Source organism: Nocardia sp. CNS-044 (genome assembly GCF_059570515.1).
The window spans coordinates 1,403,445-1,420,886 of record NZ_JCANSX010000005.1 but is presented as its reverse complement, the minus strand read 5'-3'; the positions used below and the strand labels follow the sequence as shown (position 1 = coordinate 1,420,886).

At 69.5% G+C, this 17,442-nt stretch carries 3 protein-coding genes (1 of these 3 cut by a window edge); 1 reads left to right on the top strand and 2 read right to left on the bottom strand.

From position 1 onward, the window contains the following. The first annotated feature begins 181 nt into the window (after positions 1-181). Positions 182-352: a hypothetical protein gene (locus T333_RS07145; RefSeq protein ID WP_253810640.1), complete on the top strand. Its 171-nt coding sequence runs from the start codon at positions 182-184 to the stop codon at positions 350-352. Between the two features lie 73 nt (positions 353-425). Here the strand turns inward: T333_RS07145 and T333_RS07140 are convergent, their stop codons facing one another. Together T333_RS07140 and T333_RS07135 are read right to left on the bottom strand one after the other, a co-directional pair. Continuing rightward, the gene (locus T333_RS07140) at positions 426-1,088 is read right to left on the bottom strand and encodes a hypothetical protein (RefSeq protein WP_496423963.1); all 663 of its coding nucleotides are present in this window, start codon (positions 1,086-1,088) and stop codon (positions 426-428) included. Further along, positions 1,088-17,442, bottom strand: the final stretch of a protein-coding gene (locus T333_RS07135) for a sigma factor-like helix-turn-helix DNA-binding protein (protein ID WP_496423962.1). 20,287 nt of this gene lie beyond the right edge of the window; the window shows 16,355 of its 36,642 coding nt (coding positions 20,288-36,642); its start codon lies beyond the right edge, outside the window — the gene reads right to left on this strand; its stop codon occupies positions 1,088-1,090. Before T333_RS07135 ends, T333_RS07140 begins: the two co-directional genes overlap by 1 nt.

The window sequence follows — 17,442 nt, the reverse complement described above, 5'->3', positions numbered from 1 at the left end:
TACGACATGACCATGGTGACACGCACGGCCGCCTTCGGCCATTCTCTCCCCGCTACAGCTATCCGATCACGGTTACGCGCATCGATCGTCCTAAGGAACGGTAAGGAAACGATCCGCGCCTGTCCGTCGGACGGTAGACGCGCAACCATCAGGGGGAAGACCCTTTTCGGAGGTGGAGAGCATGTCCGACGAATCGAACTGCACCGCGATCATCCGCGAGGACGATGTGGCGCACGCCCACCGGCTCATGCAGGTGCACCGTTCGTGCCCGCGCTCCTGCCCTTCTCGCCGTGCCGCACTGGAAGTCCTTGTCGCTGCGGGGCATTACCGGTTGTCCACGCGATTCGGCTGAGGCCGCGGCTACGGCTCGGTTGGACAGCCGGGTAGTCGACGATCGCCTCCGGTCCCGCGGCGCGGGGAAACGGTCAGGGAATGTGCGGGTAGTGAATCCGGTCGTCGTCGGACAACTCGGTGATGCGGAGTTCGCCCGCTCCCCCGCAGATCGGGCACGCGCGTGATCCCTGGCAGGTGCGGCAGCGGTGGCGGCCGGTGGCGGTGGGCGCCTTGGTCCAGCCGGTGCCGTGGCAGGTGGGGCACAGGCCCTGGCCGTCGCATTCGTAGCAGAGGACGGCGCCGACGCTGACGGTGTCCTGGGTGACGGCCGGGGCGGGGCGAGCGGGGGGTGGATCCGGCTGGTAGAGCTGGATGTTGGGGGTTTCGCCGAGCAGGACGATGCCGCCGTAGCCGTCCTCGATGCGGGCTTGCAAACAGTAGCCCTCGCGATCGCCGCGGACGACGACCACGGTCGGGGCCTGCGGATCACGCTGGACGTGCACGGCCCAGCCCGCGGTGTGCAGCACCTGGGCGGCGCGGTCGGCACGGGACGGATCCGGCGGGCCGGACAGGTTGGCCAAGGCCTCGAACCGGTGGCGGGGCGGATCGGCCCAGTCCACCTGGCTGGGATGTTTCGGGACGACCACGTACGGCGCCGACCCGGGCACGAGCTGGGCGCCGAACCAGCGCATCTGGCCGCGGAGGAACTCGGCGGAGCGGTCCAGCCACTCGCGCACGCCCTCGATCTCCGCCATTACCGCGCACCACCTTCGCGATCAGCCGTTGCCGGTCGGTAACCGGCGGGCTTGTACACGATCACCATACGGTCGGTGGGCTGCGGCGGCGAATACTTGGCCATGGCGTCCGGGTTGAGCACATTGCTGGCGCCGGTGTCGATGGTGAACAGGTATTCGTCGCTGCCGTCGCCCGCGAACTCGGTGTGCTCGATCACCTCGAAGGCGGCCGCGGCCGAGGGCGGCAGCACGCGGCTGATGGCGAGCATGAGCTTGTCGCCCTGGATATGCCCGCGGTCGCCGGGTTCGCCACCTTCCACCAGTTCCGACTTCATGTCCCACTGGATCTCGATGTGCGCGCCGGGCACCAGGGTGTGCGGCAATTGCCGGGCCAGGGTGTCGTAGTCGGTGTCACCGTAGTGGGCGCTGACGTTGTTGATGTAGTAGCGCGCCACGCCACCGTTGCCGCCGATATTGAGCACCGCGCCGTGCAGCAGGAAGTCGGCCCACACCATGAGCGATCCCGGGCGGGTCAGCGGACCGGCGTCGAGGATGCCGAGGTTGCGGCGGCGCTGGCCGGCGTCGGCGTAATCCATGGGGAGTTCGGTTTGCAGGATCAGGCCGCGACCGGAGGTGTCCTGCGCGGGCGTCAATTCGACGGCGAACCCGCCGCGCCCGACACCCACATCCACGGTATGGCCGCCCTCGACCGCCGCGGGCACCGACGGGCGCGGCACGAACCGCACCGGATGGCTCTGCTCGGCGGGCAGTCGATACTGCGCGCGCGGACGCGAGAGCACGTCGATCGAGGACCGGCCGTTGGCCTCGTCATGGATCACCACGACGTATTCGATGTCCAAGCCTGCCATTTCGGCACCCCGGTTGGCTCGGTCCATGGCGTGGAAGAAGTCGAGCATGGACATGGTCTGCCCGCCCGGATGAACGGCGGTGGTCGGGAAGTACACCTGACCGGTGGACCGATCGAGCAGGCCGCCGACCCGGTCGGGCATCTGGGTGTAGGCGCGGGCCGCCTGGCGCATCCGGTCGAAGTCGATGGCCTGATTGATCTGCTGCATGTGGCCCGGGGTGTGCTGCACCTCGGTGATCGCGGCGTCCAGTGCGGCCGCCCGCCAACCCGGCGGCATCGGATCGTTGAAGGCGCGTTTGATCGGAGCCAGGGCGGCGACCAGGTCGTCGGCGCTGAACAGTTCGGCCGCTTCGAGCTGTTTGCGGATGGTGCTGACGTCGCGGTTGGCGAAGATCGGCTCGAACAGGCGGCGGCACTGCTCCTCGCGCATCCGGGCATTGAGCGAAAGCCCCTCCGCCATCAGCACTTCGGAGGCGTGCTCGCCGGTCAGGAAGCGCGACAGCTGGCCGAGGTGGGTGAGCGCGGCCTCCTGGAACGCGGGGTCGGTCAGTGTCTTGCCGAAGACGGGCCGGGAGGCGACGGCGCCACCGTATTCCAGCCCGATCCGGCGCGCGAGCTCCGGATCGTGGGCGGCAAGCGCTTGCGCCGCCGGACCGACCGAGTCCGCGTCCATGCCCAGGTGCGCGATCAGGTCGTCGAAGTCGGCCCGTATCTCGGGGGTCAGCTTGCTGCGGGCGGGGTCGAAGATCGACTGATCCAGCTGGGTGGCGAGCACTTTCAGTTCCGCGAAGCGCGGACCGGGGTGCTGGAATTCGGGGTCGGTCACCTGCCGGATTCGGGTGAGCATGTACGCGACGGCACGCGGCACGTCCCGGGTGCGCAGCCGGTCGGACAGGATGATGTCGAACGCGGCGCCGCCGGGACGCAGCTGGAAGCTTCCGACCTCGTCGCCGATGGCGCTGTCGACCTGCACGTGGACGGTGCGGCCGTCGGGCAGCATGAAGTGACCGTCGCGGTGCCAGCCGGTCTCGGGGGGCATGATCGCCCGGAGCATGTTCTGCACCGCCTGCCGGGCCACCGTGGTGGTCAGCAGGCCGTCGTCGACGGTGCGGCCGTTCCCGTCGAAGTTGCCTACGCCCTCGATGGTTTCGCCGAAGCCGTCCGGTAGGGCAACGGTCTGCGGTTGCGACGGCTGGAGGTATTCCGGCCCGTCGTCATGGGACTCGGAAACCTCCGGACCCTCGACCTCCCGACCCGGCACGACCGCTTCCGGCAGCGACGGATCGTCACCGAGATACTCCGGCCCCTCGACCTCCCGGCCCGGCGCGTGTGCGTCCGGCAGCGACGGGTCCTCACCCAGATACTCCGGACCCTCGACCTCCCGGCCTGGTACGACCGCTTCCGGCAGCGACGGATCGTCACCGAGATACTCCGGCCCCTCGGCGGTGGGCACGATCTGCGTCGGCGTCGCCGGATTCCGCCCACCGAGACTCGATTCGCTCGCCTCGGCGGACGGCCCCGACACCTGCTGGTTCGTGGATACCTCGGACTCGGCGCCGCGCGGCTGCTCGATGCCGATCATGGTCGGCGCCTGGTCGAGCGGCTCCGTGACGGCGGGGCTTGTGTCGATCATGGTCGGCTCGTGCGGCACCGCGGGCGTGACCGACCGGGGCGGAGTGGAGGTGCCCGGTGTGGGAATCGCGGTGATCGTCTCGGCTCCCGCGACCGACCCGGCCACCTCGCCGACCCCGAGCTTGTGCGCGATCCGGGCCAGATAGGTCGCTACGGTGTGCTCGGAAATCTCCAGCGCCGCGGCGATCTCGGTGTTCGACCGCCCCGCGGTACGCAGCGTGTACACCTCGGTCTCCCGTGGGCTCAACGCGGTACGCCCCTCGCCGGACTGCGGCCGGAGGGCGAACTCGGCGTCCATGGGGAGGATGCCCGCCCGCAGCGCGGTCGCCACCATGCCAGCCCGGCTGCTGATGCCCAGCACGCGGCCGATCCGGACCAGGTGGTTCTTCACCACGGACTCGGTGGTGCCCATGGCCAGCCCGGCCTCCTTGTTCGACCAGCCGTCCGCGACCAGAGCCAGGACCTCGAGCTGGACGTCGTCCAGCGCGTCCGGGTGCAGCCCGCCCTCGAGCTTCATGTCGACATCCGGATCCGAGAACGGCAGGATGCCGCCGCGCACGCCGATCGCCGCCATCGCGGCCCGGTCGCCGGTGCCGAGCTTGATGGCGATGCTGGTCAGGTGGCTGTGCACCGTGTAGTCCGCGAGCGTCAACCGCTCCGCGATCTGCTTGTTGGTCAGGCCCGCCGCCACCAGATCCAGCACTTCGACCTCCCGCGGGGTGAGATCGCGATGGGTGATCAGCGCATCGGGGTGGGCCTCCGTATCGGCGGCGTGCTCGGTGCTCGGCAGCAGCGCTTTTCCATTGGCGCCGTAGGCGATTGCGGAGACCTTGCGGGACCCGGGCGTGACCTTGCCGGGCACGTGCTCGCGCCACGCGCCGTCGTCGATATTGGGATCGCTGACCATGACCTGCCCGTCGACCAGCCGCCACAGGGTCAGGTGCGCGACATTCATGCCGCCGATCGAGTACTCCTCGACCACCAGCATCGCGGTGGCCGGGTCGTCCCGGTCGGTCAGGCGCGCGGCGATCGCGTCCCGGGAATCGGCGGGTCGCATCCGGCCGTGCGCGTACTGCTCCTCGACCTCGAGCGCGGTCCGACCGGATAGTTTCGCCTCGGTGGGCACGGTGACATCCAGCCCGACCGCGCGGCCGGTGCGCATGGTTTGCCGGACGCAGTCCTCAGCAGGGCGTGGATTCGGCAGCGGCGCACCGGCTTCGGGCAGGTAGAAGCCCGTCCCGCCATCCGAAGTGTCCGAGGCCGCGCGCTGGCCGGGTATCCGGCCGCTCGTCTCCGGACCGGCGGTCGGGGCACCCGGACGGCGGATTCGCTCGGCGAAACGCCGCAGGAAGCTCCGCTTCGCCGCCGGGCTCTCGGATTCCGCCGAGCGGCTCTCGCTCTCGGCCCGCGGTTCCCCAGCCGCGGTGGGTGTGCTGTCGATCTCCGGCTTCGGGGTGTGCAGCTCGACGAGCGCGGCGGGGGCGAGCGGCGCGATCCTGGCCGACCCGTCCAGCAGCAGCTGGGCGATACGCTCGGCCAACTGGTCAGGGCTGGTCCCGGTCATCCCCTGGAACCACTTGGACAGCACATCCGCGGGGTGACCGGCGTGATTCGGCGGCGCGACCCGCCAGGCGCCCGCGCCGTCGGCGTGCGACCGCAGCGTGAAGGACGCCACTCCGATGGGCAGGTCCGTGTCGACGAACTTGCCTGCGGGCCGGTCGCCGAAATCCCGGATCGGGAGGGGGATCTGGCGAGTGACCAGCCGGTGGCCGACCGCCGCCGGATGCGGCTCGGTGATCGACGGGTCCGCTTGCACCATCCGGAAGCCGACGTGCTCGAACCCGTGGGTCACCCGGGCATGGGCGGTACCCGCGGCGATGAAGGCCTCCGGCCCGAGCAGCTCGAGCCATTGCCGGATATCGAGATCGAAGGTGAAGTTCGGATCCACTTCGCTGCGCAGCCGATAGCGCAGATAGTGATCCAGCAGCATCGGCGCGACCTCGTCGTAACGCGGCGCGCGGAACATGCCTTCGGCGTCGTCTTGCGGCATGTCCGCGACGACGACCTCGCCGTCGGGTCCCCTCGTGACCGACAGGTATTCGAGTTCGTGCGATCCCCGCCACAGCACGCCGTCGAAATCGGGCTGCTCCAGCTCGAGATCACGCAGCAAGCCGACGTGCTCGCCCGGTTCGGCGAGCACCAGCAATCGTGGCTTGTCGCTGCCCGGATGCGGCGGGAGCAGGGCGAGCCGATCCGCGAGCGGGCCCTCGTCGACAACCCGTTGCGCGCCGGGGTTTTCGGCCAGCACGCGATCCAGCTCCCGGCCGAAGACACCGGAGTCGAGACCGGGTGTCTCCAGCTCGGAGGCGGTGGCCGCCTCGATCGCGGCCTCCAGGGCGTCGAGCGTGGGTTGAGCGGCCGCGTCCTCCTCGATGTCCCACGGCAGCCGCCGGTTCAGGTCCTCGCTGGCGAAACGGGCGAGATCCAAGGCGATCTGGGCGCCCACCAGACCGGTCTCGGCCAGATAGGCGCGCACCGCAGCGAGCCGATCCGCCGCGCTGTCCTCGGCGGCCAGGTAGGCCTGCTCGGCCGGGCCGAGCGGTACGAACACGCCCTGCGCGCGCTGGGCGCGCAGCTCCTGGATCGCCTCGACGAAGCGGGCGGCGTACCGGTCCAGCAGCGCGTCCGTGTGCTCCGCGGGGGTGGCGGTTTCCGGTGCGGGCGTGTCCGCCGTCTGCGGAATGGCGTGCGCGCGATCCCATTCCGAACCGAAGAAGTTTTCCAGGTCGACGCCGTCGACAACCGGGCCGAGCGTCGCCAGCTGCTCCCGAACGGTCCGGGCCGCGAACCGGTAGGCCACCGCGTGCATCGCCGCCCGCGGCACCTGGTTGTCGTTGCGGAGGCCGTCGTACTTCGACTCCACCGAATAGACGTTGCGCAGCAGGTTTTCGGCGCGGTCGTAGGCGGCGTGGTAGGCCTGCGCCAGCGGGCTGCCGGTGTAGCGGTTGTACCCGTGCATTTCGCGGCGGTGGTGGAACCGGCGGGCCTGGGCCTCGGCGCGCAGGTCAAGCATCGCCGTGACGTAGTCGGCGCGGCCTTCGGTCAGCAGGACCAGCGGGTCGCTTCCCGCGCGCGTCGCTTGCGCCAGGTGCGCCGCGACGACCAACTGCTCGGCGTTGGAGATGGAGCCGCGGCCGAAGGGCAGCACCAGAGTGTTGGTGACGGCGTCGTAGCCCGATTCGCGGGTGAAGTTCTCGCGACCGACGTCGGTCGTTCCGATCTGGTCGAAGCCGAACCGGATCCGCACGCCGAGGCGCTCCAGGGTCCGCATTGCCCAGCGACCTGTCTCGGTCGACTGCAATTCGGCTCGGACGCTGATCATTTCGCGGTTCGCCGTGCGCTCCAGCGACGGCAGCACGGCCCGGTCGGCGATCTCCAGATCAGGCGCGACCGCGGCCTCTCGGCGTGGGCGCCCGTTGATGTCATCGATGGCGCGGCCCACCGCCACGGCGCGCGCGTGCGCCGCCTGCCACAGTTCGGTGAGCTCGACCAGCGCGCCCATCTGCTCCCGGCTGTGCGTGGGCCACATGCGGACCTCGGAACGCCGGAAGTGATCGGACATCACGTCGAGCACGTAGTGCAGTCGCGCCACCCGATTCGTGGTGTCGGGCATCGCGGCGACCTTGCTCGCGGTCATCGCGTGCACCTGGTCTTGGACCTGATCCCAAGCCGTCTCGAGCGCGTCGATCTCCCGTTGCAGCGCCGCGGTGATCCGCATCAGGCGCTGCCGCTCGCGCACCTGCCGCTCCGTCAGCTCGAGCCCGCGGCCCATGTCCTGGCGGCTCTCCCATTGGCTCTCGAGGGTTTCACGCAGATCCGTCGCGGTGCTGAACTCCGCGCTCTTCAGCAGCGCCTCGACCCCGGCCACCCGCCGGGCGCGGCTCGCCAGCGCGTCATCGGTGCCCGGCGCCACCTGCGCGCTGTCGTAGGCGGCGAAGTAGCGGGCGAACAGGTTCTGCTGGAACGCCAGGTCGGCTGGATCGACGCCGAGCAGGTCTGTGCGCGCGAAACCGGCGTCCTGCACCTGTTGATCGAACTCGGCCTGCCAGGCGATCGCGGTGGCCTCCGCGCGCAGCCACGGCTCCACGAAGGCGTCCCGGTCCATATCGCGGATCAGCATGGGTTCGGTTTCCACCGCGTCGGCCGCGACGGCCTGCATCCGGGCCGCGTGCGCGATCACCTGCTCCGCCACTGCGATGAGGCCACGGCCGGTGGTGTCGATGGTGATCTGGCGGATGCGGCCGTGGAAGTGATCACGGTCGCCGAACTGGACGTGGGCTTCGGCGTTGTGCAGGATCGCCATGGCCTCCTGGCCGATGGCGGTGCGGAACAGCAGTTCCCACACCGGGTGGGTGGCGTCACCGGGCAGGCCGACGACCGTCGGACCCAGCAGCGGGTCGGGCGGCTGCGCGGCCAGCTCGATCCTCCGGGTCCGCGGCTCGTCGGCGAACGGGTCGTCCGGGTCCGGTTGCGCGCCGGCCTGATCCGACGCGGTCGCGCCGATCAGCAGGTTGTCCTCGGGCAGCGGGGCGGCGCGATCGCCGACGTCCGCCTCAGAAGGAACCGGCTGCGTCGCGACGACATCCGGCTCGCTGAACCCGTGCGCGCTGTCGCCGACCTGCCCGACAGCCGCGGGCGCCGGGTTCCGGACCGGCAGTCCGGACAGACGCGGATCGTGCGCTGCGCCGTCCCACCCGCGAAGTCCCTTGGCGGCCTGTGCGATGTCCGCACCCGTGAGATTCGCCGCGGCAGTGGCGCCGATCGCACCGCCGATCCCGGCCGCGTGCGCGGCATTCCAATCCAGAGCGCTGTCGCCCGTGCGCTGCGGTGCGGAACTGGCGCGCGACAGATCCAGGCTGATCGGAGCCACCTCGGCGGTGCCCGTGGCGAGGTTCTTGTCGTAGTGGACAGCGCGGTCGGCTACCGGGGCGAGGGTGGCGGGAGCGTTGGCCGCGGCGGGGTGGTTGGCGAGCACCTCGGCGACGGCGTGCAGGATGTGGGCCGACTCGGGATTCGGCATCAGGGCGGCGAGTGCTCGCAGGCGTTGCGGGGCAACGATTTCGGCGAGCCGGTTGGCGTCGGCCGCCTGGTCGAACGGTGTGCCGTGCGCCTCCCACAGCAGGTGTTCGTGCAGAGTCAGCTCCAGGACACCCGCGTGGTCGCCTTGGTTGGGCACCCGGACGGGCATCAGGATCTGCGCGTGCTCGCCCTGGGGCAACATCAGCTGGAAGGCCTGCCACAGGGTGCGCAGTTCGGCGTCCGAAGCGAGGGCCTGCGGGTGGGTCTGTCCCCAGTCGGTCAGCGTCGTGGCGACGATCTGGTTGGCGCCCAGCGGCGGCGCGAGTTCGACAAGGCCGTGCGCGTTGTACCCGCGCGCCATGAGCAGCCACTTCAGCGCGTAGGCGGCCTCGGCGTAGGCGGCGCGGGCGGCGCTCGGGTCGGCCGCGGGTTCGGCGGTCGCGGATTCCAGGGTGGCTTCGGCGGTGTTGGGCACCAGGGCCGCGGTGAGAATCGCGTTGCCGCGCACTACGAATCGACCGTGCATCTCGGTCAGCGGCAGGCCGTCTCTACCGGTGGCCTCCACCATCAGCTGCACGTGGAACGTACCGGCCTCGATGTCGAAAGTGACCAGCGAGCCCTGGAAGACGTGTTTCAGGCGCAGACTCCGGTCACCGGTCGCGGTGTACCAGGCCTTGAAGATGCTCTCCTTGATCGAGAACAGCACCTTGTCCCAAGCCACGCCGCTGTCCGGTAGAAAGTCCAATTGCTCCTGCGCCCAGAGCAATTCCTCGACCCGGCCCGTGCTGTACATGATCTGCCGGACGGACCGGTTGTCTTCGGCGTCGATGCCGACTGCCCGGAACTGCTCGGCGTCGGCCACCACCGCGGCGTAGTAGTTGAGCTGGGTGGCCCGGTCGATCATCTTGTTGGTGAGGCTGCCGACCAGCCCCTCCGGGAACACCGGTTCGCCGAGCGGGCCGCGCGGAATCTCGACCTCCCCGTGGCCGCGCTCCGCCAGCGCACGCCGGGCGGCGGTGCGCGTGTTCGCCTTTTCCTGCACCCAGGACGGCGGCGACGTCTCCTTCAGGAGGACGGCGGCCTCCCCTGGCAGCAGGGTCGCGGTCGGATCGTCGCCGACGATCTCGTAGGTGGACAGCTCGGGCAGCAGCTGACCGATGAGCGAACCCGGCGCCTTGCGGAGTCCGTCGACGATCCCATCCTGATCGACCTGGGCGTCGGCCGACTCGTAGGCCCGGTTCTTGCTGGCGTCGACACCGAGGTCGGCGGCGTCGAAGATGTCCTTCGGGGTGAGGCCGGGCAGGATCTCGGTGACCCCGACGTGCAGGCCCATGCCGCGGTAGGCCGCGTCACCCGGGTGCTTCGGGTGCTCGATCACGTCCAGGCCGTGCTCGGCGGTGTAGGCGGCGACCCGGGCGTCGATCTCGGCGAGGATGCCCGTCAGTGTTTCCTGATCGATGCCGATGACGACGGCGGACAGTTCGTCACCGCCGGTGCGCATCGGCACGACGACGCCGCCCGCCGCGTCGAGGGCGTAACGGAACGCCTCGGCGATGCCGCGGAAGTGCACGTTGGCGGCCGCGGCCCGGTTGTTCATCGCCGCGTTGAGGCCGCTGAGGTTGGCGATATCGGCGGACAGGTAGAACGCTGGCGCGCCGGTTTCGGCGACGAACCGCTGCGCGCGCACCACCTCGGCGGTCTTCACGCCGGAGAGCCGAGCGTCGTAGAAGTCGGTGACCTCGTCCCGGGCGACCGGGCGATACATCGCCTCCGCCACGAGTTCGGGGGTCAACTCACCCAGGGCGTGCAAACCCTCCGCGAAGGCGAAGCGGCGCAGTTCGTCCGGCGACGGGTATCCGGCGAGCGCGGCGAGGTTGCGGTTCAGTCCGCCGAGGGCGAGTCCTCGCGGCGCCGCTTCCGGTCCGCTCGCAGTGCCGCTTTGGCCGCCGCTACCTTCTCCGCCAGTTCGCGTTCCAGTTCCTGGATCCGTCGCGCCCGCTGTTCCGGATCCAGCCCGGTCAGCCCCAGTCGCTCGTCGCGGCTCTCCTGCGACATCGGTCCTCCCGTTCTTGCTGTCGTCGACGCCGAGGTCGGCGGCGTCGAAGATGTCCTTGGGCGTCAAGCCGGGCACGATCTCGGTGAACCCGACGTGCAGGCCGACACCGCGATAGGCCGGGTCACCCGGATGCTTCGGGTGCTCGATCTCGCTGAGCCGCTCCTGCCGAGCATAGGCAGTGACGCGCCGATTCACCTCGGCGACGATCTCGGTCAGGGTCCGCTCGTCGATGCCGAGCACGATCGCGCCGACCTCGTCACCGCCGGTGCGCATCGGGATCACCACGCCGCCGGAGTCCTCCAGCGCGGTACGGAACGCGGTGGCGATGCCGTGATAGTGCGCGTTCGCCACCTCGGCCTGGTTGTTGCAGAACGCGTTGAGGCCGCTCAGGTTGGCCACGTCCGCCGAGACGAAGAACGCGGAAGCGCCGGTGTAGGCGACGAAGTTCTGCGCCCGCAGCACCTCCGCCGTCTTCAGCCCGGACACCCGCGCGTCGTAGAACTCGGTGACCGCGTCCCGCCCGACCCGCTCGTACAGCGCGTCGGCCACGGACTCCGGGGAGGAGAGGTCCGTTTCCCGAACCTTCTGCTCGAATTCGGCGCGGTGCACGTCGTCCGGGGAGGGGTAGTCCGGGGCGGGGTCGACGCCTTGGTCGCCGGTGTCGGCTTCCGGGGTTGCGGGCGTATCACCTTGCGGCGCAGTCGGATCGGTCGGCTCGGCCGGATCGGGGTCGGTGCCGGGATCCGGGTCGCTGTCGGCCATCGAGCGGATGAACCAGATCGACTTGCCGCGACCGTCCGCGAGCGGCGCGTAGTCCCAGGCGTCGGTTTGAGTGTGCAGGATCTGGATTCCGCGACCGCGTTCGTCGTAGGCCGCGGCGTCCTGCTTCTCGGCTTCGGTCCGCTCGGGCGCCGCCGGTGCTTCGTTGTCGTCGGCTTCGGCGGCGGCCAGCGCGTCCAGATCGAGATTCGCGATGGCATCCTCATCCACACCATCCAAGAACGCATCGAGCTCATCACCTTGCAACAGCTCCGGCTTCGCGTCGGCATCGGCATCGCCGGCCGCCAGCGCCTCCAAATCCAGATTCGCGATCGCGTCCTCATCGACGCCATCCAAGAACGCATCGAGCTCATCACCCTGCAACAACTCCGGCTCGGCGGCCCGCTTCGCGGCGGCCTCCTCCGCCAGGCGGCGCTCCTCCGCCGCCGCCACCCGTCCCTCCATCAGGTTGGCGTTCTCGCGGATCGGTCCACTCGGTGGGTGGCTCGCGACATTGTCGATGCTTTGCACCACGAGTTGACCGGCACCGGGCAGTACGCGCATCGTGACCCGCACCGGACCGGTGCTGTGCTCCAGGGAGTTCGCGACCGCCTCGCTGGTCGCCAGCCACACCATTTGGAGGTGCACGGGTGCGTCGGCGCTCCAGCCGATTGCCGCTAGCTGATCCCGCAGCCAGCGCCTCGCGATTCCCGCAGGACGGACCCGCTCGCTCTTGGCGTGGTCGTGTTCGTAGAGGTCGTCGGGGCGCTGGGTATCCGTAACCTCCTCGCCCACAGTCGTTTCCGCATAGTGCCCGGGGTGCCCCTCGAACACCGCACCGGACTGGGCGAGCCATGGCAGGAGCACCGATTCGTGCATTTCGACGAACGCGTCGGCGAGCCGGATCGGAACCGAACCCGGCTGGAAAGCCGGGTCTTTGGTGTCGACGCCCGCGTAACCCAGCTCGAGATCCCGGTACCGCATCGTGGCGCCGTTCGCGTCACGGGTGAATTCCAGCGTCACCCGGCCCGAGCCACCCTGCGCGAGGTCGAGCGCCAACGTCACAGACAGCGTGTCGACCGGCCCGTCCACGGTGGCGGCGTGCCGCATGTCCACGCTCTCGACGCGCGTCGCGAAATGCGTTCCGGCGCCCGCCAACTGGGCCGCGTGCCGGCCTCCGCCGTCGAGGAGCTCGCCGACCGAGATGGTCGAGACGCCGTCGAGCCACAGGCTCACCGGCTCGGAATCCACTGCAGCGGAGAAGTTCTCGTCGAGCTCGTCGCTGTCGGTGGGCGGCATCGGCACGGCAGGCGAATTCGGCGGGACGTCGGGAACCGGTCTCGGCCGCGGCCCATCGGACTCCGTGCCGCCACCGTCCCATGGCACACCCCAGTGATCGAGCCACGAGGTGAATCGCTGGTGGAACGCCTCCAAGACCGCGCCGGTCCGCTCGGGCTCTCGACCCAGTTGGACATCGGTGTACCGCGCGGTCATGGTGTCGCCGTCCGAGGAGACGGTGACCGTGATCCGCCCCGGCTCGCCGCGGACCGGGTGCAGGTCCAAGGTCATTTCGAACCCGCCGGGCACCGGTGACGTGGAATGCACCGACACCCAGAAGAAGTCGCCGTAGCCGCCGAACAGGCGACTCGGTTCGTGCTGGACCAAATACGTGACGTCGGCCAGGGATGGAATCGCGGCGCCGTCCGCCCAGACCACACCCTGGTTCTCCAGCACCGTGGAGCCGCCCGGGTAGTTCCAGAAGGGCACCGTCCGCAGATCGACACCCATGCGGTGCAGCTCGAATCGAAGCTGCGCCACGAATTTCGGGTCGTAGTTCGACTCGTGGAACACCAAGCTGAACGGCACGATCGAGACGAGCCGTCCCTCGACGATCTCCGCGACACCGTAACCGCCAGCGCCCTGCCCGGGATCCTCGTACGAGTCGTACGCGTCCGAGTGCGTACCGTCCGGTGTAGTGCGGAAGTCACCGGGGGCAGTGCCGATGACGAACGGATCGCCGCCCTCACTGCGCGTGTTGTACAGCCGACCGTCCGAGTCACGGAACAGGCCGTCGGAGTCGACGGTGAGCTTCACGACCGTCGCATCGCCGATCGCGTCGTGCTCGCTCGGCAGCGCCTTCTCGTACTCGGGCTTGCTCGGCGCGACGATATCGGAGTCTCGAACGGGCGGTTCCGACAGCCGGTCGTCGGCGCGCGAGTCCGGGGAACTCACGTCCTCCGTCGACTGCTCTCCGACCGTCGTTTCCGCACCGCCGCCGGGATTCCCTGCGAAGTCGACACCCCGCGCCGCCAGCCAGGGCACTACCACCGATTCGTGCGCGTCGACCAGCGCCTGGTCTGCACCAGGGCTCGGATCCAAGTCGCCGTCGCCGAGATCTATCTCCGAATACCGTGCCACGACCGCGTCGCCGTCCACCGCGAGCAGCAGCGTCACCCTGCCTGGCCGCCCACCCGCCGAGGTGAGCGCCAGCGTTATCGACAGGCCCTCGTCGGTCATGCTGATCGCGGCGGGTCGCAGGGCGAAGCCGGCTCTGTCGGCACGCAAGGCCGTGAGCGCCGAGACGCCCGCCTCCTCCAGCACCGCCCGCGGCGTCGGCCCGGAATCACGCGCGCCGATTCTGGTGTGCGGACGATCCACGCCCGCACGGGGCGACGGCTGCTGTCCTTCTTCGAGCGGGGTTTCGAAACCGTTGTCGTTCCTGACGATTCCGTACACACCCGCGACATCCGGGTGCTCTCGGCCGAATTCGAATTCGTAGTCCGAGACCACGCCGTCGACCTTCTCGTGCACCATCACCGCGCCGGAGGGCCCGCGGTGCAGCACCATCACGTGCGCGCCCACCGGATCACCGGCGGCGAGCCTGCTGGAGTATTCGACCACCACGTTCACCACCGCGCCGGTGTCGCGCACGAGCGCGGCGGCCTCGTCCAGCGAGGTGAAACCGCCCCGGTGCCAGTCGCCGCCCATGTGCTGGGCGAAGACATCCGGATCCGTGCCGGCGAGCGCGGTTTCCGCGTCGTCCGGCAGGGTGCGAATGGTGGAGTCGCCGGTCAGCTGCCGGGTGAAACGCTGGGCTTCCGGGGCGCAGTTCTTCGGGGCTGTATCGGACGGGCGACTGTCCTCCCGTGGTGCGGCCTGCGCTACGAAATCCGTCGTCCCGGTGATCGCGCCGGGCTCGGCGACCCCGCGCGACGCCGTATCCGGAAGCGAACGGTTCTCCGGTGGGCGTGCGCCCGCCGATGCGTTGTCGGCGAAGGTGTTCCGCTGCGTCCCGGACCGGATACCGAGCCGCTCGGCGGCATCGATGACGCGCTGCGCCGTTTCGGGACGTATCGCTGGATCATTCGCCAACGCACGCTTCACCGTGCTCAGACTCAGCCCGGTAGCACCTGCGACGTCTCCCAGGGTGGCCCGGCGGCCAGTGGTCGTCGGAAGATGCAGGTCGCGCAGATACTGCGGTAGGTGCTGTGTGAGGGCACCGAGAGCACGGCGCTCCAGGTTGGCGATGGCACGTTCGGTGCGCCCCATCTGCTGCGCGACCGCCTTGATCGACTTGCCCTGGACGAAACGCAGGTCCAGACACTGCCTTTGGTCCTCGGCCAGCTGAGCCATCGCGTCGGACAGAGTGCCGCTGCGTTGCGCCGCGACGAATATCGGTGGGACAGTGCCGTCGCCGGGCCCGGCGGTTGTGGATCCCGAAGCCGGTGCCACCTGCGAGGCGGGCTGCCGCCGCGATGCCGCGGACTGGTCCTCTTCGACGTTCGGCTGCCGGATGGCGTCGCGGATGGAGTTGCTCCATTCGGTGCCGAGATCATCGATGAGCAGCGTCGCCATTCGCGCGTAGGCGCGACGTTGCAGATTCTGGATCGCGGACGTGGACTTCCCGAGCGCAGCGCCGATGGCCACGTGTTTGCGACCCTCGAGGAGACGCAGTGTGATGAACCGCTGCTCCAGCTCGGTGAGCCCGGAGAGGTTGCGCCGCAGAGCTTCCCGCGGAGCGGCCGAAACCAGTGCGGCGCATTCCGGATCGGTCGGAACAGGACGCCCGGTCAACTCGCCGGCCAATTTCCGCACGGCTTCACCGAAGATGTTGTCGACGGACTTCACGGTCAGTGGGTGCATCGCCTCAGCCGCTTCGGCACGCGTCATGCCCTGGACTATCCGCAGTCGCACAACGCGCTTTTCGTTGGCATCGAGCACCCGCATCGCCCGGGACAGCGCTTTCTTGTCAGTCCGCTGGGTCTCCTGTACCAGCTTCAAAGCGTTGCCCGGTTTTCCGGACGGTATCGGGTCGGGGCCGCCGGACAGCATGTCGGCAAGCTTCGGAACGGCCCGGTACTGCGTAGTCCACAACGCGGCCTGTTTACGCCCGGTCAGCGCGGCGATCTCAGGGATGCTCAGGCCCTGTCCGAACCGCAGCTCGACGAATTCCCTCGCCGCGGGCGACAGCTTCGCCGCCGCTGCCAGCACGGCATCTCGGTTCGCCGGGTCTCTGACCAACCGCATCGCGGGGCTGCTGTCGACGGAGCCCGGCTCCGCGGTCGTCGTGGTCTCGGCTCGTTCATCGGCTTCCGCCACGTCGACGGTCGAATCGGCTGCGGTGACGCTTTCCGGTGCGCCGTTGACGAGCCAGTCCGCCAGTTGTCGCGCGGCGTGGTTGCGCTGCTGGCGTACGCCGCTCTCAGTGCTATCGATCCGAGCGGCGATCTCCGCGAGCGTGTCACCTTGCAGCACACCCTCGATGACGAGCCGTCGATTCGCGGTGAGATGTCCGAGCAGCGGCTCCAGCGCGGCGTGATCTGCCTCTAGCACCGCCGCCAAAGCCTCGTCCACGGTCAGCGGTACCGCGCTGTCCGACAGTAGGTTCGCCAGCTGGTCGGCAGCTCGTTTGCGTGCTTTGCGCACCGCGTTCTCGCTGCGATGCAGTTCGGCGGCGATCTGTTCCGTCGTTTTGCCCCGCAGAGCCAATTCGATCACCGCACGGCGAGCGACCGGAATTCTGGCCAGGTGCCGAGCGAACTCGTCGTTGCGCTCGTGGTACGCGTCCTCGACAGCGTCCCAGTTCGGGTCGGCGTCCGGACGCGGGACGCCGGTGAGCGCATCCGACAACCGCTCCACGGCCCGCTTTCTGATACGCGAGAGCTCTGCCGGTTCCCGGCCCATCTCGGCTGCTACCGCGGGCCACTCGCGCGATTGCAGGACCCGCAGCTCGGCGAACTGCCGTTGCGCCGGGGACAGTTTCGCGATCGCTCGCTCCAACGTCCGCCGATTCCTCGGCTCCTGCGCGGCGCGCAGCAAGCGCGATTCCGGATTGTTCCGCTCCTCGAGCGCGGCGGCGATGGACTGGGCAAGATCCCGGATCGCCCGCTTCTCCGTAACGCGGGCGTCCGCCCTTGCCCGCTCGGAATTCAGGTTCATGGCGGCGCATGCGTCTTCGAAGGACATCGCGTCGCGTACTCGCAGCATCAACCACCGGCGCTGGTCCCGGCGCAGCCCCTCCAGCCCTGCCTGTACGTCGGAACGGCTCGCCGTAGCCAACGCCTGACTCTCCGGACCGTTCTCCGACAGGTGCGGCGCGACCGCGTGCAATTGGTCGCGCAGCCGCTGCCGGAAGCCATCGAACCAGAAGTCCGGGAAGAACGCGCGCAGCACGTCGCGCGCGACATTGCCCGCGCCCCTGAGCTTCCCGCCGGTCGGCGCGGTGCTGTCCCCCTGCTGATCCAGCGGTCCGGGACGGCGCCGGTCCAGTGGGTCGTACTGCGCGAAATCCTCGGCGACCCGCATGCCTTGGTCGGCGAGGACGCGCAGCGCGTCGTCGTTGACCGCCGCCGCGGGTTGGTAGTGCCCGCTGCTGTCGGTCATGGCGGTCAGGCGGCCCGCGTCGACCCGGATCCCGCCGACACCGGCGACCGGGCGCCCGGACAGGAACGACGAGTGGCGCATCGGCTTGTCGATCAGCC